The following is a 19,957-nucleotide window of genomic DNA, read 5'->3' on the forward strand; positions in this document are numbered from 1 at the left end:
CACAGGAAAACCTTTGAATTAACATGAATATATTAAATAAATTATTATTTATACCCAATTCAAAATGTTTTATAGAATTTCAAAAGCTGGAAAGTATATAAGAAGAATTTGTCGGGTAATTATAATTAATTGTAACTATAAAGTATCAAATTTGCTTGATTGGAATAAGTTCTTTATAGTTCTTTTATGAAGTCCAAAGTTAATTAAATAATTGGTCTTATGATTTATTCTTAGAATTATTAGACTGAAAATATTTATTCTGCCCAAAAATTAATCGTATAAAAAAAGGAGGAGATTAGGGGGTTGTTACCTGTAAAATAGAGGTAGCCGGTAAATTTAGAAAATAAAAGTAGAGCAGAGGTTAATAACCAATAAAATTGTCTGGAACTAATTAAAGTATTTTTTCGGAGGAACATAAATTGCTGGAGCATGGTTATATTCAAATTTACACAGGAGACGGCAAGGGCAAAACAACAGCATCTCTGGGTTTGGCTCTTAGAGCTATAGGGCATGGCTGGAAAGTTTTAATTATACAATTTGCAAAAGGCGACCAGATAAATTATTACGGCGAAATTCTTTCATCCTCAAAATTAATGCCTAATCTGGAAGTTAAACAGTTTGGACTGGACAGAGTTGTTTATTCGCATAATGTTAATATCGAAGACTATAAAGAAGCCAGAAACGGCTGGAACTTTGCAAAAGAAGCTATAATGAACGGAGAATATCAGCTTGTTATTATGGACGAAATTAACGTCTGTGCTGATCTTGGCATGATAAAAATTGCAGAAATTAAAGAAGTTCTGATGAATAGACCGAAAAATATGGAAATTGTAATGACCGGCAGACGTGCGCACCCTGAACTTGTTTCAATGGCTCACCTCGTTACAGAAATGAAACCCATTAAACACTATTTTGATCAAGGTGTTATGGCAAGACAAGGCATAGAGTATTAAATTAGTTTAGATTATAAGTTTTAAAAAAAGAGCAAGTATTTTGTACTTGCTCTTTAAGTTTTGTTTTTATATTACATAATCCCTACAGTGCCTCTATTATTACCGACGGCTTTGTATGTAATCTTTTCGCCTTTTTGCGAAGGTAGATTGACTATAAAAACCCTGCTGTCACCTTTAGAGTTATAAAATAAAGGTTTAACGTTTATTTTGTCTTTGAAAAAATTAGATAAAGTCTTATGGATTTCATTAAACAATTTATCATCACCACTGTCATAAGTGTTAGTCGAAATTTTATTAATAGATTGTTCAGGCGCTAAAAAAAGAAAGGTTACGGCTTTGGACGTATCAATAAAACGCTCATTTTGTCTTAAAAGTCTTGATATCTCTTGTCTATGTACCGATGCATAATCTGGAGGAAAGTGTGTCATTATCGCGAATGGATTTCCGTTTTTGCATCTGGCTAAAATAAATGAAGAACTGCACCCGCAAAGATCGTGGGTAAAAATATTTTTTAATTTTCCGGGAACTAATTCTTTACCTATAGCCCCGTCCATATTAATTTGAATAACCTCGCCATTTTTATTTTTGGCATCAGATTTTAAATTTTGTTCCAGAATTTTTAATGGAATATATGAATAAGACACAATTTTTTTCATCTAAATTTCCTTTTGTTTTTTATAGATTGCTTCGCTTTGCTCGCAATGACAATTTTGGCGATTTAGCAATTCGAGTTTACTATAAAGATAGAGGGCTTTTAAAAACCCTCTATCTTTTGCATTGAATTATAAAATCCTAGATTTTAAAAGGTTTTTTATCTCTTAAAAATTCGGGAATATCAAGATCTAACATAGTGCTTGCTGTTTCCTGAGATGTCTTTTTCTTTAATGGTGAAGCACTTGTGCTTGCTGTTGTGAACAAGGAAAGAGGATCAGCAATTGATTTCTCAGCACCCTGAGGTTTAAGGTCAAATCCTGTTGCAATAACAGTAATTTGGATTTCTCCTTGAATTCTGTCATCAACCACAGCACCAAATATAACGATAGCATCATCAAGAACAGATTCGTGAATAACTTCAGCCGCTTCGTAAACTTCATGAATGGTCATATCAGGACCGCCTGTTACGTTGAAGATTACGCCGCTTGCGCCGTGTATTGATGTTTCCAGAAGAGGTGAATTAACGGCAATTCTAGCTGCTTCAAGGGCTCTGCCTTCGCCGCTTCCTCTGCCGATACCCATAAGAGCTGAACCTGACATTGACATAACAGACTTAACATCTGCAAAGTCAACGTTGATTAAGCCTGGTGTTGTAATTATATCGCAAATGCCTTGAACACCGCGGAGTAATATTTCATCAACAACATAGAAAGCTTCTCTAATTGTAGTTCTTCTTTCAACAACTTCAATTAACTTGTCGTTAGGAACAACAATAAGGCTGTCTACATTTTCTCTGAGCTTTTCAAGACCTGCATTAGCCTGATTCATTCTGCGGCGACCTTCAAAACTGAATGGTTTTGTAACAACGCCGACTGTTAAAGCACCGAGTTCTTTTGCTATTTGAGCAACTACGGGAGCTGCGCCTGTACCGGTGCCTCCGCCCATACCAGCGGTAATAAATACCATATCTGCACCGTCAAGAGATTTCATTATTTCATCTTTGCTCTCTTCGGCAGCTTTTTCGCCTTTTGAAGGATCACCACCAGCGCCTAAGCCGTTTGTTAATTTACTTCCAAGTTGAATTCTGCTTTGTGCGCTTGACATTTGCAAGACTTGAGCATCTGTATTAAGCGCCCAAAAATCAACACTGCTAAGTCCTGCCGCAATCATACGATTAACAGCGTTTCCGCCACCGCCGCCGACACCGACAACTTTAATGTTAGCCTGATTGGCACCTTCTATTGATGTAATATGAATGGATTCATTTAAGCCTAATGAATTAAATTTATCAACCACGGATATTCAACCTCTTTTGTCTTAATTAACTCACTTTTATTAATAAACTAGAGAATAATAATATAGTACCATTTTATTCTTAATAAATATTTAACTATAAAAGTTATGTAAAGGTAACTTTTATTTGAAATTTTAAAATATTTAAACAATTATATTAAAAAAAATAAGCAATGCTAGGGCTTTTTACAGCCTTTATTTACAGGCTTTTTTAACCCGTCTGCCGATATTGTTTTTGTATTGCAGTGTAAAGTTTTATAAAGTTTTATTTCAAATGACATTGCGCTGATTATCGAAAGAGGTTCTTAATCACAATTAATTAACAGCAGCTAATTTGGGTTTGTTAAGTTCAGTTGCAAGCACTTGTTTAGCTTTATTTAACTGGAGATCTTTTCCAGCAAAGAATTCTTTTTCTGTCATAACAACTTTATAGTCCGGTTTAATTCCTTTATGCCCTATGTCATTGCCGTTAGGCGTTAAATATTTGGCTACAGTTAAGTTTATTCCCGAACCATCAGGCAATTTTAATATCCTTTGTACAAGCCCCTTGCCGAAGGTTGTTTCTCCTATAAGCAAAGCCCTTTTGTGGTCTTTCAATGCCCCGCTTAAAATTTCGCTGGCACTTGCAGACTCATTGTTTATGAGAACAACTGTCGGCTTTGTCGTCATTATGCTGTCAGGTTCTGCTTTGAACTCTTGCTTTCCGCCGTTTCTATCAACAACACTGACTATTATGCCTTTTTTTATGAACATATTAGAGATCATAATTGCGTTAGGAAGGAGCCCGCCGTGATTTCCGCGTAAATCAATTATTATACCTTTTGATTTTTTAGTTGCCTGTAATGCTTCTGCTACTTCAAAGGCGGTGTCTGTGCTTATGAATGTTGATATTTTTATATAAGCGTATTTATTATCCAGTATTTTGTATTTAACGGATTTAATTTTTATTTCTTCTCTTAAAATTGCTTTGGTTAATTGTTTTTTATTCCTTAAAATAGTCAAAACAACTTTACTTCCTGCTTTTCCTCTTACTGAATCAGCAACTTCTTTTAGTGAAAGTCCTTTTGTGGATTTATTTCCTACTTTTAAAATTCTATCACCTGCTTTTAGACCTGATTTTGCGGCTGGAGTATCTTCTATGACATTTACAATAACAGCATTGCCTTTAATGTCTGCTATATGGACACCTATACCAAAAAGTTTTGCTTCTATGCTTCTATCCTGCTCTGCAAACTCATCAGGCTTTAAAAACCTTGAATAGGGGTCATTTAAGCTTTCAATCATACTTTCTATAGCAACGTAAGAGTCGCCTTTGTTTTTTATTTTGTCATCATATCTTTGCTGCCATTTTTCCCAATTCTGATGGTTGCAGGTTGAATCAACATAATTGTTTTTAACTATTCTCCATGCTCTGTTAAAAACCCCTTCAGGAGTTACATTGGTATTTTCTATGGAGGAAAGAACGTACTCAACAGGCGTTTGTGCATTTTCATAATTGTTTTTGTATGCCCAAATTGCTGCCGAGCCAAACAAAAGAACCAGACAAAATATAGTTATTATAGTATTTTTAATTATTTTCATATATTTTCCAATCTTGTATCATTTTTATTATAAATAACTAATTGCTTCGGAATGGTCATTAAGCTTGTTATAAAGCTTTTTAAAAAGATTAAGACTTTTTTCATGTTCGGGTGTGAAATTATATTTAATTTTGTCAGTTAAATAATCTTTAATGACGTAATCCGGTAAATCCAATTCTGAAGACGCTTTTTGGATTACATCATTAAAATACATACCAAGACCGGCTTCAACTGCTTTATTGATTAAAAATTTTATCCGATCGAAATCATCTTTGTGAGTAACTGCCCAGTCGGCTCTCGCCACCCAGGTGCCAAAAACGGGAGGAAGTCCTGTAAGCTCCTTCCATAATTTGCCGAGGTCGTACTGCAACAATGTACTGTTATGTTTGATTCTGGAAATTAACGCCTGATCTCCTATATATAAAACAGCGTCAAATTCTTCTTCAAGGGCTTCTTTTAGAGGTTTTTTATATTTATGTTCAACAAAATTTATTTGATTTGTTGTATCTGATAAAATTCCTTTTTCGTTAAGTATAATTTTTAGCATATTTATTGAAGTTGCCGAATTATGAGGAATTCCGATTTTTTTTCCGGCTAAATCCTCTAATTTATGGTTAGAAAAAAGAATTACACTTCCGCATTCCGCATCAGAAGTTATACACGCTTCTTTAATAAGAACATAATCGTTTTCATTCTTTATGTATTCAAAAGCAGAAACAGGGGCAACGTAAAGCTGTCCGTCATATATGAGCCGATTTATTAAAACAGGATGTCCCCAACTTAAAATAATGTTTTCCAGTGCCCACTTTTCCAATGTATAGTTAATTGGCAGACAGTTTGTAAAATTAATAAGACCCAGGCTGATTTTGTGGTTATTTTTCATAAATTTATTTTATATCGTCACAAGGCAATGATTTTGTTATTTCTACTATTATCATACTTATTACAAAGCAATCTTACAACATAACCTGCAAATTTAAATATTCCTGTTTAGTAGTTTAAGAAATGTTAATTTTTGTTGTAAAAGCCTAAAGTTTCATTAAAATCATGTCGAAAACAGAGATATATATCACACATAAAGGGAGATTTATTATGGCGGATACGCCTGTTAATAATAAAAAATTTGTTTTAAATCCGGTTAACATACCGAAAATTGATGTAGGAGAAAGTACTATTTTTTCAAAAAAAGTTGATGCAAATTTATGGGAAACTGCTGCAAAAAAAATTATGCCTAAAAAACCAAAAAAAGAAGATAATCTGCAAAATCAAATATTTAGAGTTGAACAAGAAACTCAAAAATATGAACAAATCCTATCTCAATCGTTAGGAAACAAACTTGATATAAACGGTTAATTTGCTGAAATCTTTATAGCTTCTAAAGCAATGTCTGTAAGTTGTTCTATTTCTTCTTCCGTTATTGCGTATGGAGGCATAAAATAAATTATATTTCCTAGAGGGCGCAGGATAGCACCTTTCTTTAAGGCTTCTTTATATATTTTTGAGCCTATTCTTTCTTCAAAATCATAAGATTCTTTTGTTTCTTTGTTTTTAACAATTTCAACTGCGCCAATCATTCCTATCTGCCTAATATCCCCGACACATTCAAGCTCTCTGAATTTTTTAAGTTCAATTTCAAGTTTTTTAATTTTAGGCTGAATAGAATCTATAATTTTTTCTTCTTCAAAAATTTTTAAATTTTCAACAGCTATGCTTGCAGCAAGCGGATTTCCTGTAAAGCTGTGTCCGTGGAAAAAAGTTTTCAGCTTTTCATAATCATCATAAAACGCCTGATAAATTTTATCGGAGGTCATCGTGACAGAGAGAGGAAGATACCCTGCCGTTATGCCTTTTGCAAGGCAAATTATGTCAGGAACGATATTTGAGTGCTCAAAAGCAAACATTTTTCCTGTTCTTCCAAACCCCATTGCAACTTCATCATCTATGAGAAGAATATTATATTTGTCACAAAGCTTTCGGAGCTTTGTAATATATTGTGAAGGATAAATAATCATTCCTCCGGCCGCTTGAACAAGGGGTTCTATTATAATACCCGCCACTTCTCCGGCATGTTTTTCCAGTATTTTTTCTACAGAATTCAAACATTCTATATTGCAGGAATCCTGTTTTTGATTTGCAGGACAACGGTAACAGTATGGAGAATCTGCCTGAAATACTTCAAACAAAAGCGGTTTGTAGATTTTGTGATATACATCAACTCCCCCTACTGAAACAGCTCCTAAAGTGTCGCCATGATACGAGTTTTTTAGGGCAATAAACTTGCTTTTTTCTGGAAATCCGCTTTGCTGCCAGTATTGATATGCCATTTTAAGTGCGACTTCAACAGCAGTAGAGCCGTTATCAGAATAAAAAACTTTTGTTATTTCAGGAGGTGCTAGATTAACGAGTCTTTCAGCAAGCTCTATAGCAGGTTCATGTGAAAATCCCGCAAGTAGAACATGTTCAATCTTTTCCACTTGTTTTTTAAGGGCTTCATTAAGACGGGGATGCGAATGACCGAGTGTATTTACCCACCATGAAGAAATCCCGTCAATGTATTTGTTCCCTTTTAAGTCCCACAAGTAAACGCCTTTTCCCCTGTCAATGATGATAGGCTCGTCTGTTTCGTGGTCTTTCATCTGGGTAAAAGGATGCCAGAGGTATTTAAGGTCTTTTTGTATAAGGTCGTTATATTTGTTCATATTTTTCTTTTTTTGTTCTGTTGTCATTGCGAGGAGGGGGCGAAGCCTCGACGTGGCAATCTGTTCTGTTCACGAGAAGACTTACAAAATTTCTTTCAATACGCTTATAAATTTATCTAGATCCTGAACTTCATTCATTTCGGTTATTGCAACTAAGATACAGTCTTCAAATTCTTTAAATTTATTACCCAGATTGATTCCTGCCAGAATATTTTCCGCTTCAAGCTTTTTAATAAGTTCATCAGCAGAAACAGATTCAACTTTTATCGCAAATTCATTGAGAAAATCAGAATATAAAACTTTAATTCCCTTAATTTCATTGAGTTTTTCCGCAAGATAATGCGCTCTTTGCACCGAAATATTTGCAATTTCTTTTAGTCCTTCAGGTCCTGTCACAGAAAGATAAATTGTTGCAGTAAGTGCCATAAGCGCTTGATTAGAGCAAATGTTGCTTGCGGCTTTTTCTCTTTTGATATGCTGCTCTCTGGTTTGAATTGTCAGGGTAAAAGCATCGCTTCCATCCCTGTCTTTTGATAAGCCTACAATTCTTCCGGGTATTTGTCTCAAATATTCGTTTTTGCAGGCAATAAATCCGCAGTGCGGTCCGCCATAATTCATTCCTAAGCCCAGCTGCTGAAGATCTCCGACAACAATATCCGCATTGTATTTCGAAGGATTATTAAGTATTGCAAGACTTACAATATCAGCACAAATTATAAGTTTAGCCTTAGAATTTATTGTTTTTTCAGAGATTTTAACCAGATTTTCTGTGCAACCAAGATAATTCGGATTCTGAATTAGTACACAAGCGTAATCATCAAGGTTTATTTCATCGGATATTTCCGAATGTCCTTCTGAAATACTTAGATACTCGATTTCAATTCCTGCACCATAGCAGTATGTCCGGATAACTTTCTTGTAATCAGGATTTAAAACATAACTAACTAACGCTTTTGTCTTTTTTGTTATTCTGGACGCCATAAGTATTGCTTCTGCGCAGGCTGTAGCACCATCATAAACAGACGCATTGGCAACATCCATGCCGGTTAAGTTGCATAACATTGACTGGTAGTCATAAATAACCTGAAGAGTTCCCTGACTAACTTCGGGTTGATAAGGGGTATAAGCTGTAATGAATTCTGAACGCTGGGTAATAGTGTTTATACAGCTGGGAATATACCTGTTATAAGTTCCTCCTCCCAGAAAAGATATGCAGTTTTGTGCAGTTTTGTTCTTATTAGCAAGTTCTTGTAAGCGTTTTTTTGCTTCAAGTTCGCTTAATCCTTCAGGAATATTTAAATTATTGATTTTTGCTTTTGCAGGAATGTTAATAAATAAATCTTCAATAGAATTCAACCCGATTTCATTAAGCATTTCCTGGCGGGTTTCCTTGGTATGCGGCAAAAAGTTATGCAAATTAATCTTCCTCTTGAATAAATTCTTTGTATTCTTGATATGTCATAGTTTCTGCGATTTCAGATTCTTTAAAATCTTTAATTTTAACGAGCCATCCTTCTCCAAAACAGTCGTTATTGATTAATTCAGGTTGTTCTACAACTTTTTCGTTAATTTCAACAACTGTTCCGCTAACCGGCAAATATAATTCAGAAGCGGCTTTGACGGATTCTATAGTTCCAAAAATATCACCTTTTTTGAATGATGAATCAACTTCAGGAAGTTCAATAAAGACAACATCACCAAGTTGTTCAACAGCAAAATCGGTAACTCCGATTTTTAAAATTTTATTTTCTTTAACTAAATATTCGTGACTCTTTGTACATAAAATATTTGTCATATCTGTTGTCATTTTTCAGTCCTCTTTTATATTAGCGCTCGTTTGAATTTATGATTTTAATTATGTGAATAAAACGGTCTTTTAACAATTTCCGCTGGATGTAATTTGCCCCGTATCATGATATCAATTTTTGTTCCGACTGAGGTCGATTTGCCAGTATTTATGTAGCCGAGTCCAATGTTTTCACTGATAAAAGAGGCCACTCCTCCGCTTGTTACCACGCCGGCATCTTCATTATTTATATAAATCCTGTAATCATGTCTTGGAATTGACTTATCAATCATTTTAAACCCGACAAGTTTTTTGGCTTCGTTCTTTTGATTAATTTGAGATAAAATTTTATTTTTTCCAAAATAATCTTCTTTCTTGTCCTTTGAAATTGTCCAGGTAAGAGAAGCCTCAACAGGAGTTGTATTTTCGTTCATATCCTGACCATAAAGAAATAAACCTGCTTCAAGTCTTAAAGTATCTCTGGCAGCAAGTCCAATAGGTTTTAGTCCGAATTTTTCGCCTTTTGACAAAATTTCTTCCCATAATCTTGCAGCTTCTTCATTTTTTATAATTATTTCAAATCCGTCTTCTCCGGTATATCCTGTAGAAGCGACCAAAACATCTGTATTTAACAGTTTTGATTCTTTTATAAAAAATCTTTTTGGCTGATTTTCTTTTGTTATTCCCATATTAGCTAGAATATCAGAAGCCAAAGGTCCTTGTAATGCAATCATTGAAAGGTTATTTGATTGATTGTCTATAACCAAATCCGAATTTTCTTTATTGCCTAAAAGCCATGCTGTATCCTCCTCTATTCTGGAGGCATTTATTATAAGTAAAAATCTGTAATTGTTGTCATTATCAAGACGATAAATAATTAAATCATCAATTATGCCGCCTTCTTCGTTAATAAGTTGAGTGTAAACAGCTTTTCCTGAAGGTAATTTAGAAATATCTTGAGGAACAAGCTTTTGAAGAAAGCTTATTGAATCTTTTCCGCTGATAAAAACTTGTCCCATGTGGGAAACATCAAATAAACCTGCTTTTTTTCTTACTGTCAAATGTTCTTCTATAATGCCGGAATACTGAAGAGGCATTTCCCATCCGGCGAAAGGAACCATTTTTGCTCCTATTTTTTTATGTTCTTCATATAATGCTGTTTTACTAAAACCCTTTTCGCTATCCATAATCGTATTTTTCCTAATTTAAAAATAAATTAACAACATAAAATTATTATTTGAGTGTCAATACTATTTTATGATAAATTTTTTGTTTTGTGGTCAGAATATTTTAACTGTAAACAAATATTTATAAACCACTAAAAAAATCTACGGTCCTCCGGTGGAAGAAAATAAAGAAATCATGCTTATTGCAGCAGGAGCAAGAATTACAATGAATGTTGCGGGCAAAATAAACAATATTAGAGGTATAGACATTTTTACGCCTGCTTTTGAAGCTAATTCTTCGGCTTTTTGTCTTCTCTTTACTCTTACAGTTTCAGAATATACTCTTAAAGATTGAGCAATACTTGTCCCAAATTTATCAGATTGAATTAATAAACTTACAAAAGATCTTAATTCTTCGGAACTATTTCTTTTTAATAAATTTCTAAAAGCATCTGATCTTGGAATACCTGAAAGAACCTCCTTGTTTACTCTTTGAAGTTCTTGTGAAAGAATGGGAGCACTGTTTCTTTGTTCTTGAGATACTCTTGAAATTGCAGAATCCAGACCTAGTCCTGCTTCAACGCAGACTGTCAGCAAATCAAGAGCATCAGGAAGACTGTAAGTTACTTCTTCGGCTCTTTTTTTTGCTTTAGATTTTAGTACTATATCCGGAAATTTAAATCCAAATAAAGGTACTATTATAATTAGCATCGTTTTAACAAGCGGGGTGGAGTTTGCCTGAAAAAGCAGTATTAATGCAAGTACACCTAAAACAGAGGCAAAAACAACTTTTTTTGAAATATGTTTTAAAACGGTCTCCTCATCGCTTGCAAATCCGGCTTCAGAAAGTAATTGTTTTTGTATGATAAGATTTTTGGATTTTTCTGCTATATTTTTTGCTATATTATTAAAACTTTTTATTAAAAAATCTTTTGAGTCTTCATCTTCTTGTCTATTTTTATTTATTCTGTCAGAACTCGATGACAAGGATGAAAGTCTGCGTTGCACACTTTCATCCTTGTCATCCATGATCATAAAAATCAAGTAACCTACAGAAAAGACTGTTATTGTAATAATAATTAATTCCATTTTTTAGCAGCACTCCGATATATTTGTTAAACTCTTATTTGAGTGATTTTATTAATGATTATATAACCCATGGCGGACATTCCGATTGCTATTGCAAGAGCAACATGTCCTGGAAAGGTATTAAATAAAGGTGTCATGTATGATGGATTCAATAAACTTACGAGCAATGTTATAAAAATAGGCGCAAGTGCAAGAACTAATCCGGAAATTTTTGCCTGAGATGTTTGTGTTTTTATCATTCCTATTAATTTAAATCTTTCTCTTATTGTATTATTGAGCGTATCAAGAATTTCTGCAAGGTTTCCCCCTATTTCTTTCTGAATAAGGACTGCTGTAATAAAGAACTTGGCATCTTCACTGCCGGGAATGTTATTAGTTAAATCTTCAAGGGCTTCTCTTATGTCCCTTCCCAGAGAAATATCGTCTGCAATGTTTTTGAAAAGTTTATTTATAGGATATGGCGACTCGGTTGAGACTAATTGGAATGAAGAAAGTAAAGAATGACCCGCTTTTAATGAATTTGAGATTAATCCTAATGTATCAGGAAAATAAAAATTAAATTGCTGCAAATTTTTGTCAATTTTCATTTTGATAACACCATAAGGAATTGCTGCAGCTCCAATTCCCAGCAAAATAAATAAAAAAGATTTACTTATTATACTAATTAAAAAAAACGGTAAAAATAAGCCACCTGTTATTATAAAGAAAAAATCGATAGGGATTTTTAAATCGGCAATTTTTAAAAGTTTTTTGATTTTATTTGTAAATTCGAATTTCCTGAAAAATATTCCCAAAAAAGCAAGTCTGTAATCTGAAGAATCTTTCAGCATATTATTGAGTTTACTGTCATTTTTAGATTTAAGTTGGTCAAAAAGCTCGTCATTATTTCTTGCAGCGGTAAATTTCTTTTCTTTGGTTTCTTTTAGACGTTTCGCAATATCAGAATCCAGAGGTTCTTCCGAGAAAAACATCATATATATTGAAAAAGCTATAATACCGCATATTATACTTACTAATTCCGGATTCATTTCTGACTAATTCCTGTATTTAATTTTTACCTAAATCGCTGAGCTTTTCTTTGTTTTATAATATCATCTATTGAGTCTTGATCATCAGCTTGAGAGTTGTTTTTTGACTTGTTTACGGCTTTTTCATTTGGCGGATTTTTACAAAGATATACAGCAGGAGCGTTTTGGTCAAATATTTCAAGAGGCAGTTTGATTCCTTTTGCTTTACACTTATCACCAAATTTAGGTCTTACACCGGTAGAGACATGGCACCCTATTACTTTGCCGTTTTCATCAAGACCGTACTGTTCCCATTTAAATATATCTTGAATGGTTATAATTGAGCCTTCCATGCCGGTAATTTCACTGATGTAAGTAACACGTCTGGAACCGTCAGAAAGTCTGCTTGCTTGAATTATAAGATGAACAGCTGATGAAATTTGTTGTCGAATAGTCTTTTCAGGAAGATCAATTCCTGTGTACATACACATTGTTTCAAGTCTGGAACATGCATCCCTGGGTGTGTTAGCGTGAAGCGTGGTCAGGGAACCATCGTGACCTGTATTCATCGCCTGCAGCATATCAAAAGCTTCCGCTCCTCTGCATTCTCCTATTACTACCCTGTCAGGGCGCATCCTTAAAGAGTTTATCAGGAGATCTCTCGCTGTAATTGCACCTGTACCTTCTATATTTGCCGGTCTTGTTTCCAGTCTTACAACGTGTTCCTGTTGCAGCGAAAGCTCTGCCGAATCTTCTATTGTTACAATTCTTTCATCTTCCGGTATTTGAGAAGAAAGACTGTTTAAAAGAGTTGTTTTGCCTGCGCCTGTACCACCTGAGATTACTATATTCAGATGAGCTTTGACGGCAGCTTTTAGAGTTTCTGCCATTGCTACGGTCATTGAACCCCATGTTAGCAGATTTTGTATCGTTGCAGCATCGGCTTTAAATCTTCTTATTGATAAAGAAGCTCCATCAATTGCAAGGGGAGGAATAATAGCGTTTACCCTGGAACCGTCAGGAAGTCTTGCATCAACCATGGGCGATTTTTCGTCAATTCTCCGACCTACTTTTGATACTATTCTTTCAATAATATTCATAAGGTGAGCATTGTCTTTAAATCTTACATTAGTTTTCCTGAGCTTGCCGCCAACTTCAACGTAAACATTAGCAGGTCCGTTTACAAGGATATCAGAGACGCTCGGGTCGCAAAGAAGCGGATCAAGCGGTCCAAAGCCCTTAACTTCTTGTCGTACTTCCTGTACCAGCTGCTCTCTTTCAATTGTACTTAAAGGTGTTGACCCAAAATCCTGTTCAATACGTCTTTCTATAAATTGTTTGATAAAAGAATTTTGCTCGGAATCACCTATTTTTTGCCAATCAGCTATAGCATTAATTTTTTCTATAAGCAGCATGTGCAGTTTGTCTTTGATGTCCTGTAGTGCTGATATATCAACAGTATTTAATTTTTTATTTTGTACCGTCACTTGTCTTCCCGTTGGCGCTGACGGGGGTGAGGATTGTTTTGAAAGTCGATCACGGATGGACATTATAGATGCTCCTATTTATTAAACAATTTGAAATTTTTAAATGTATCAAGATTTAGACCAAATGGGAGTTTTAAATTTGCATTTGATGCTTTTGTCGGTTGGTCCAAAATCATTATACTATCGGTAATTTTTCCGGCTAATTCTGTAAAACTCAGGTCAATATTTGAATCAGGAGCTATTGATGAAATCGGGATACCTTTGTTAATTGCAGACATTACTGCAAAATAATTATTTGGTATTTTCCAATAAACTTCATGTTCCAGAGCATCTTCAATATCGTCTATGGTGATTTCTTCGTCTTCTATATAGCGGTTGACTACAAGTTTTATTTTATTAGTTTGATATTCAAGTCGGTGGAAAAGATCCATACATCTCTGGCAATTTCTTATGGAAGGCAGGTTTACCATGGAAATAAGAAGGATAATATCAGAAATATCAAGACATGTAAGCGTTTTCATATCGAAACCACTGCTCGTGTCAACAATAACGTAAGAAAACATCTCTTTAAGCATACTGAGAACAGAAGTTATGTCTTCTGAAGAAATTTCTTCCGCTTGTTCTAGGTTTGGAGGGTCTGCAAGAATATAAAGTTCTTTGTTTTTATACTGTTCAAGTGAACTTAAAAGGAAGGCTTCATCGATTCTGCTTATATGTGTTATTACATAAGAAATATCAAAAGAAGGGGTTATATCCAGAAAGGTTGTAATATCTCCGAGTTGAAGGTTTAAATCCACCAGACAGACTCTTTCTCCTGTCGTTTCGGATATTTTTAATGCCAAATTGGTAGCTATAGTTGTTTTTCCTATGCCGCCTTTGTTGCTGAATACTGAAATTATTTGTCCTGCAGTTCTTCCTTCATGGTTTTCAAGCAGCATTTTTATTTTTTTTAGTGCTGTACTCAGGTCTTCAAGCATAACAGGTTTTGTCAAAAATTCTCTTGCGCCAGCTCTCATTGACCTTAAAACAAGCTCTGTATTTACGTTTTCTGAAGAAACCAATATTACACAATTTTTGTTTTTTAAAGTTATTTTTTCTATTATTTCTATGCTCAAATCTGCATTTTCGGAGAGATCTATAAATACAATATGAGGTTTTTCCTGAATGATTGCGGAGTATCCTGCAAGTAGGTCATCAAATTCGCCAATAACGTCAATTTGGTGAAATTGCTCAAGGAGAACGATAAGTTCATCTCTTGAGTCAGAATTGCTGTCAATAATTATCATATCTAAATTAGCCATTATCAGACCCCGTTTACAACATCATCAGGTTTTATTATTGTTGGAGTTACGAATATCATCAGTTCAGTTTCGTCTTTATTATATGTGGAATTATTCAATAAGTTTCCGATTATAGGAAGATTGCTAAGATATGGGATTTTTGTTTTTTGCAAATTTGATTTTTTTTGAATCAATCCACCGATAACCATTGTCTGATTATCTTCAAGTTCAACAGTGGTATCTGTTTTTCTTGTTGTAAATCCATAAATAGGGAATCCGTCTACAGTTGATATTGCAGAAGCACTGGGTTGATTAATTTCAGGAGCTATTTTTAATAAAATTCTTCCTGATTGCTCTAGTATTGTTGGGGTAAAAGAGACATTTATTCCGGAATCCTTATATTCAATGATTAATCCACCATATTCATCTCTGCCTTTGACTACAGGTATTTGTTCCCCTGCATTAAAAGTTGCTGCCTGCCCGTTTATTGCCATAAGTTTAGGCTCTGCAAGTATACTGATGATCCCTTCGGTTTCAGCTACCTTAAAAACTTGTGCTGTTTGATCATTACCTGTGATGTTCCATCTCCAGAAAGTAAAGCCGTTGCCATCAGGAAATGTTGTTTGGGTATTTTTTATTGAGCCTCCTGTCATATTAAGAAGATTTTGTATTATACTTACTGCATCATTGCCATTGACTCTTGTACTAGTTAAAGGGTCAATGGCAGAGACATCAACGCCAAACGTTTTTGTCATATAATCATTTGACAGAGGACCTTTTAAGTAATTTGAAGTTTTGTTTTTAACCTTTGTTCTGTTGATTTCAACTATTTTGAGCGAAAGCATAATCTGTGGAGTAAGGGCTTCAGTATTGTCAATTAGTGTATAGCCGTAAGCTGTAACAAGATTTTTAATTTTATCTCTTGTTATGGTAGAAGAAATACGCCCTGAAATAGCAACTTTCATTCCGGTTTGACTGCCGGAGTTAATAAAATCAATTTTAATATCATCATCAGGTGCTATTTTTTTAATTTCCTTAACAAAGTTTATTGAATCATTCTGCACAAAAAGATTGAACATAATTGGATTACCGGTTTCTCCCCAGATTATAAGAGAAGTTTCACCGCCTGCTTTCCCGTTAACAAGCATTTCTTTTGGAGAAATTATGACAAGATCAGCAAGATTCGGATCTGTTATAGAAATTCGTTTAATAGGTTCATCAAATCTTATTAATTGGGACTTGCCGACAATCGCTTTTAACTCGGAAACGCCGCCCTTTAACTGTGTAGTTTTATTAGTTTCGGTTACAGTGAGGTTCTTTTCGAGTTTTTTAGTTATTGCTTGTGTTTTATAAATATTATTTTTGTCATTTTTTAATATCTGATTATTAATAGGAGTCGGATTTGACGGAAGTTCTCTTATTTTAGGGATTTCTTGAGCAAAAGAGGCAGACGAGAGAGCAAGCATTATTATTAATAAAATAAAAGACCTGCATTGTAGACCAAACTGATTCTTCAGGCTAAAGCCCTCTGAATGACAGTTTATAAATTTTAACAGCTTGAACAACATACTTTATTAATTTCTCCTAGTTTAGCCCCTTAAGAAGTTCTTTTATATCTTTATTAGAAGAGGTGCTTGCAGGACTTTTTCTTGTATCATTAAAGGAAACTTGTCTTTTATTATTTGCTTCAATAACTTCTACTTCAATTTTGGGCTGTTCAACAGGAATATTTTTAGGGCTGACAACTCCCGGCAGCGAAGGCAGTTTTCCTGTTCCTGATGGAGGAGGCGGCAACAGCGAGCTTATTTCCGAAGGAAGTTTACGAATAGAAGAAGATGATGAAGAGAATGATGATGAGGATTGTTTAATTATTTTATCATCATTTCTTCCTCTTGTTATAACTTGTAATTTTCCTTCAATCATTGCAAAGATTATTTTTTTTGCGGTTTCTACAGGTACAAGTATAGTTATTCCCAGAGCTTTATCGGCACTGGTACTTTTTATTCCCGCAGAAGACGGGGATATTGTTGTATTAGATTCTGGCGAAGCAGTTGTATCGTCTATCGGTGCCAATTGCGCAGGGGCAAGAGGTGTGGAAGAGTCAGATGGCTTTGGTGGCTCAGGTGCTTTAGCTGTTGTTTCTTTTGGGGTTGTTTCTTTTGCGGAATAGTCTACAGTTGTTTCCAGTGCTATTATTTTTATATTTTGCGCAATAAATTCAGGCGGTGATTTTATTGAAATAAGGTCGATTTTTGAGCCTATGTATATATAAGAAGCCAGTCCTTGAATTAATGAAGTCGGAATAGTAATTGCACGCATGCCCGAAGGAATATTTAATGAATGTTCTGACATAGCAAGGATGTCTTCATTAGTAACGATTTTTCCGGCAAGAATATCCTGAGCTGCTATTTTTCCCAGTACAAAATTTTCGTTAAAAAAGAAACTTGGAGGTAGTTCATTTTTTTTATATTCTTTTTTTTCAATTTTATTAAGAGTAATAATTTCACCGGATTTTATATCTGTTTTTGCTAAAATAACACTTGTTGTTTCATTTTCCGGAACTGTTGCAGTTGTTTGTGACTGCATAGTAGCGAGAGCAGCAGCTTGTTGCTTGGCAATAGATGCTTCTAATGATGCTTTTTGGCTATTCATCATGTTAAAAACGCCGGCAGTTGCTATTAACCCGAGAGTTATAGCAATAAGCAACTTTTTCTTATTCTTTTTTGAGCGCATCTCTCTCATACCCTTATTTCTAACTCTCTCAGTATAGTTTGTCGGATTATTTTTACAAAACTTTAGTTTTTAATAGCTTATTGAGTGAAAAATAGTATATTTACCCGACTTAAATTTAAAATATATAATTTTATAAAATCAAACCTATTTTAAATATTTTTTATTATTTATTGATTTTAATTACAAATAGTATGAAAATAGACTTGAAAATATTTTTATCAAAAGGAATAAAATATGTCAGAAAATACAAATTTAATAAAAATAAATCTTCCTGACGGCTCTTCAATGGAAATTGCCCAAAATTCCACCGTGGCAGATCTTGCCTGCAAAATCAGTGAAGGACTCGGAAGAGTGGCCATTGCCGCTAAAATAAACGGAGATGTTGTTGATTTAAATACAATTCTAAAAAACGGTGACAGCATAAAGATTTTAACTTCAAAAGATATTGAAACGCTTGATATTTTAAGACATAGTACAGCTCATGTTATGGCTCAGGCTGTTCAAAGAATTTATCCAAATGCAAAGATTGCAATCGGACCTACCATCGAAAACGGCTTTTATTATGATTTTGATATTCCTGACACTTCTCTTAGTGTAGAGGATCTTTCCAAAATCGAAGAGCAGATGAATATTATTATCAAAGAAAATCAAACTTTTGAACGGCATGAAATAGTAAATGTGCAGGAACAAATAACGAATTTTAGAGAAAAAGGCGAGATTTATAAAATAGAATTGCTTATGGAATACGCTTCGCAGAACCCCACACTTTATCTTGGCAGGGATAAAGATAAAAATATAGTATGGAACGATTTTTGTCGTGGTCCGCATATCCCCGGCACCAAATTTATAAAAGCATTCAAGCTTTTAAGCGTGGCAGGTGCTTATTGGCGCGGAGATGAAAAAAATAAAATGCTTCAAAGGATTTATGCTACAGCTTTTTGGACAAAAGATGAACTTAATGAATATCTTACAAGGATTGAAGAAGCAGAAAAAAGAGATCACAGAAAGCTTGGTACACAACTTGATTTGTTCAGCATAAGAGAAGAAGTCGGTGCAGGACTAGTGTTGTGGCATCCAAATTTAAGCGTAGTCAGACAAATGATCGAAGATCACTGGCGTTATGAACACAGGAAAAGAGGCTATGACATAGTTTATACTCCTCATATTGCAAAATCTAATCTCTGGGATATTTCAGGACATAATGAGCATTTTAGAGAGAATATGTTTTACATGCAGGTGGAAGAACAAGATTATGTGCTAAAACCAATGAACTGCCCCTTCCATATTCTTATATATCAAGCAAAAAGATATTCCTACAGAAGTCTTCCTCTCAGAATGGCAGAACTTGGAACAGTTTATAGAAATGAAAGATCTGGTGCACTCCATGGAATGACCAGAGTAAAAGGTTTTACACAGGATGATGCGCATATTTTCTGTACACAGGATCAGTTTGTAGACGAAATAAACAGGATAATCGAGTTTATTGACGATACTTTGACTATGTTTGGAATGACTTACGAAGTCGAGTTATCAACTCGCCCCGAGGGTTTTGCAGGAACTATAGAAATCTGGGATAAGGCAGAGACAGGACTTAAAAAAGCTCTGGAAGACAAAAAACTTTCTTATGTTATCAACGAAGGAGATGGGGCTTTTTATGGCCCAAAAATCGACTTCAAGCTGAAAGATGCCATAGGAAGAACGTGGCAGGGTGCTACAATTCAGCTGGATTTTAACCTTCCAATCAGGTTTAACCTCAAATACACTGAAAAAGACGGCAGTATGCAAACTCCTGTTATGATTCACAGAGTTATATTTGGAACTATGGAGAGATTTATAGGTATTCTTATAGAACATTACGCAGGTGCTTTCCCTGCATGGCTGGCTCCTCAGCAGGCTGTTGTTATCCCTATAGCCGACAGACATACTGAATTTGCTCAAAGTATTTATGAAAAACTAAAAGAAGCAGATTTAAGAGTCGAACTTGATGACAGAAGTGAAAGTATGAACTACAAAATTAGGGAAGCTCAAAACAGAAAAATCCCTTATATGCTTGTTATAGGCGATAAAGAAATTGAAGCAAATTCTGTTGCAGTAAGAGCCAGATTAAAAGGTGATATTGGTACAAAAAATATTGATGACTTCATAAATTCGCTTAATAAAGAAATCAAGACCAAAGGAAAAGAAACTGTATAATTAACAATTCGAGTTAATTAATAAAATAAAAAATTAA

At 34.5% G+C, this 19,957-nt stretch carries 17 protein-coding genes; 3 read left to right on the forward strand and 14 right to left on the reverse strand.

Annotated features, from left to right (window positions below; all coding sequences use genetic code 11):
- Positions 1 to 419 precede the first annotated feature (419 nt).
- Positions 420 to 953 carry a cob(I)yrinic acid a,c-diamide adenosyltransferase gene (gene cobO, locus WCG23_05925; GenBank protein MEI8389406.1) on the forward strand — a complete coding sequence of 178 codons (534 nt, stop codon included), beginning with the start codon at positions 420 to 422 and terminating at the stop codon, positions 951 to 953.
- 71 nt (positions 954 to 1,024) lie between these two features.
- Here the strand turns inward: cobO and WCG23_05930 are convergent, their stop codons facing one another.
- The 4 genes from WCG23_05930 to WCG23_05945 all read right to left on the reverse strand — a co-directional run bounded on the left by WCG23_05930 (position 1,025) and on the right by WCG23_05945 (position 5,363).
- Positions 1,025 to 1,609, reverse strand: coding sequence for a hypothetical protein (locus tag WCG23_05930; protein MEI8389407.1), 585 nt, complete (start codon positions 1,607 to 1,609; stop codon positions 1,025 to 1,027).
- A gap of 136 nt (positions 1,610 to 1,745) precedes the next feature.
- Entirely contained in the window at positions 1,746 to 2,864 is a 1,119-nt protein-coding gene (gene ftsZ, locus WCG23_05935; protein MEI8389408.1) for a cell division protein FtsZ, read from the reverse strand.
- Between the two features lie 351 nt (positions 2,865 to 3,215).
- On the reverse strand, positions 3,216 to 4,481 hold the full coding sequence (locus tag WCG23_05940) for a S41 family peptidase (GenBank protein ID MEI8389409.1): 1,266 nt from the start codon (positions 4,479 to 4,481) through the stop codon (positions 3,216 to 3,218).
- A 27-nt stretch (positions 4,482 to 4,508) separates the two neighbouring features.
- Positions 4,509 to 5,363: a menaquinone biosynthesis protein gene (locus tag WCG23_05945; protein ID MEI8389410.1), complete on the reverse strand. Its 855-nt coding sequence runs from the start codon at positions 5,361 to 5,363 to the stop codon at positions 4,509 to 4,511.
- 209 nt (positions 5,364 to 5,572) lie between these two features.
- Between WCG23_05945 and WCG23_05950 the strand changes: the two genes are divergently transcribed.
- Positions 5,573 to 5,833 carry a hypothetical protein gene (locus WCG23_05950; protein ID MEI8389411.1) on the forward strand — a complete coding sequence of 87 codons (261 nt, stop codon included), beginning with the start codon at positions 5,573 to 5,575 and terminating at the stop codon, positions 5,831 to 5,833.
- Here WCG23_05950 and bioA read toward each other — a convergent pair.
- The 10 genes from bioA to cpaB form a co-directional block, all read right to left on the reverse strand.
- Positions 5,830 to 7,179 carry an adenosylmethionine--8-amino-7-oxononanoate transaminase gene (bioA, locus tag WCG23_05955; protein ID MEI8389412.1) on the reverse strand — a complete coding sequence of 450 codons (1,350 nt, stop codon included), beginning with the start codon at positions 7,177 to 7,179 and terminating at the stop codon, positions 5,830 to 5,832. The genes WCG23_05950 and bioA overlap by 4 nt on opposite strands.
- A gap of 81 nt (positions 7,180 to 7,260) precedes the next feature.
- Positions 7,261 to 8,595 (reverse strand): aminomethyl-transferring glycine dehydrogenase subunit GcvPA, encoded by a 1,335-nt coding sequence (gene gcvPA, locus WCG23_05960; protein MEI8389413.1) that lies wholly within the window; start codon positions 8,593 to 8,595, stop codon positions 7,261 to 7,263.
- Position 8,596: 1 nt separating this feature from the next.
- The gene (gcvH, locus tag WCG23_05965) at positions 8,597 to 8,986 is read right to left on the reverse strand and encodes a glycine cleavage system protein GcvH (GenBank protein ID MEI8389414.1); all 390 of its coding nucleotides are present in this window, start codon (positions 8,984 to 8,986) and stop codon (positions 8,597 to 8,599) included.
- Positions 8,987 to 9,030: 44 nt separating this feature from the next.
- Positions 9,031 to 10,152, reverse strand: a complete 1,122-nt coding sequence (gene gcvT / locus WCG23_05970) for a glycine cleavage system aminomethyltransferase GcvT (protein ID MEI8389415.1) — start codon at positions 10,150 to 10,152, stop codon at positions 9,031 to 9,033.
- Between the two features lie 141 nt (positions 10,153 to 10,293).
- Positions 10,294 to 11,220, reverse strand: a complete 927-nt coding sequence (locus WCG23_05975; GenBank protein ID MEI8389416.1) for a type II secretion system F family protein — start codon at positions 11,218 to 11,220, stop codon at positions 10,294 to 10,296.
- 26 nt (positions 11,221 to 11,246) lie between these two features.
- Complete coding sequence (locus tag WCG23_05980) at positions 11,247 to 12,248, reverse strand: type II secretion system F family protein (protein ID MEI8389417.1); 1,002 nt, start codon at positions 12,246 to 12,248, stop codon at positions 11,247 to 11,249.
- A 26-nt stretch (positions 12,249 to 12,274) separates the two neighbouring features.
- A complete protein-coding gene (locus WCG23_05985; protein MEI8389418.1) occupies positions 12,275 to 13,777 on the reverse strand; it encodes a CpaF family protein in 1,503 nt (500 codons plus the stop codon).
- An 11-nt stretch (positions 13,778 to 13,788) separates the two neighbouring features.
- Positions 13,789 to 15,015: an AAA family ATPase gene (locus WCG23_05990; protein ID MEI8389419.1), complete on the reverse strand. Its 1,227-nt coding sequence runs from the start codon at positions 15,013 to 15,015 to the stop codon at positions 13,789 to 13,791.
- Between the two features lie 2 nt (positions 15,016 to 15,017).
- Positions 15,018 to 16,562 (reverse strand): pilus assembly protein N-terminal domain-containing protein, encoded by a 1,545-nt coding sequence (locus WCG23_05995; protein MEI8389420.1) that lies wholly within the window; start codon positions 16,560 to 16,562, stop codon positions 15,018 to 15,020.
- A 16-nt stretch (positions 16,563 to 16,578) separates the two neighbouring features.
- Complete coding sequence (gene cpaB / locus WCG23_06000) at positions 16,579 to 17,727, reverse strand: Flp pilus assembly protein CpaB (protein MEI8389421.1); 1,149 nt, start codon at positions 17,725 to 17,727, stop codon at positions 16,579 to 16,581.
- A 234-nt stretch (positions 17,728 to 17,961) separates the two neighbouring features.
- On the opposite strand from cpaB, the gene thrS reads away from it, so the two are divergent.
- The gene (gene thrS / locus WCG23_06005) at positions 17,962 to 19,920 is read left to right on the forward strand and encodes a threonine--tRNA ligase (GenBank protein ID MEI8389422.1); all 1,959 of its coding nucleotides are present in this window, start codon (positions 17,962 to 17,964) and stop codon (positions 19,918 to 19,920) included.
- Positions 19,921 to 19,957: the final 37 nt, after the last annotated feature.

This window comes from bacterium, assembly GCA_037147175.1.
Lineage (GTDB): Bacteria > Cyanobacteriota > Vampirovibrionia > Gastranaerophilales > UBA9971 > UBA9971.

Coding starts and splice junctions, on each gene's coding strand:
- WCG23_05930 (MEI8389407.1), bottom strand. CDS start 1,609: ATGAAAAAAATTGTGTCTTATTCATATATTCCATTAAAAATTCTGGAA.
- WCG23_05940 (MEI8389409.1), bottom strand. CDS start 4,481: ATGAAAATAATTAAAAATACTATAATAACTATATTTTGTCTGGTTCTT.
- WCG23_05945 (MEI8389410.1), bottom strand. CDS start 5,363: ATGAAAAATAACCACAAAATCAGCCTGGGTCTTATTAATTTTACAAAC.
- WCG23_05950 (MEI8389411.1), top strand. CDS start 5,573: ATGGCGGATACGCCTGTTAATAATAAAAAATTTGTTTTAAATCCGGTT.
- bioA (MEI8389412.1), bottom strand. CDS start 7,179: ATGAACAAATATAACGACCTTATACAAAAAGACCTTAAATACCTCTGG.
- gcvH (MEI8389414.1), bottom strand. CDS start 8,986: ATGACAACAGATATGACAAATATTTTATGTACAAAGAGTCACGAATAT.
- gcvT (MEI8389415.1), bottom strand. CDS start 10,152: ATGGATAGCGAAAAGGGTTTTAGTAAAACAGCATTATATGAAGAACAT.
- WCG23_05975 (MEI8389416.1), bottom strand. CDS start 11,220: ATGGAATTAATTATTATTACAATAACAGTCTTTTCTGTAGGTTACTTG.
- WCG23_05980 (MEI8389417.1), bottom strand. CDS start 12,248: ATGAATCCGGAATTAGTAAGTATAATATGCGGTATTATAGCTTTTTCA.
- WCG23_05985 (MEI8389418.1), bottom strand. CDS start 13,777: ATGTCCATCCGTGATCGACTTTCAAAACAATCCTCACCCCCGTCAGCG.
- WCG23_05990 (MEI8389419.1), bottom strand. CDS start 15,015: ATGGCTAATTTAGATATGATAATTATTGACAGCAATTCTGACTCAAGA.
- WCG23_05995 (MEI8389420.1), bottom strand. CDS start 16,562: ATGTTGTTCAAGCTGTTAAAATTTATAAACTGTCATTCAGAGGGCTTT.
- cpaB (MEI8389421.1), bottom strand. CDS start 17,727: ATGCGCTCAAAAAAGAATAAGAAAAAGTTGCTTATTGCTATAACTCTC.
- thrS (MEI8389422.1), top strand. CDS start 17,962: ATGTCAGAAAATACAAATTTAATAAAAATAAATCTTCCTGACGGCTCT.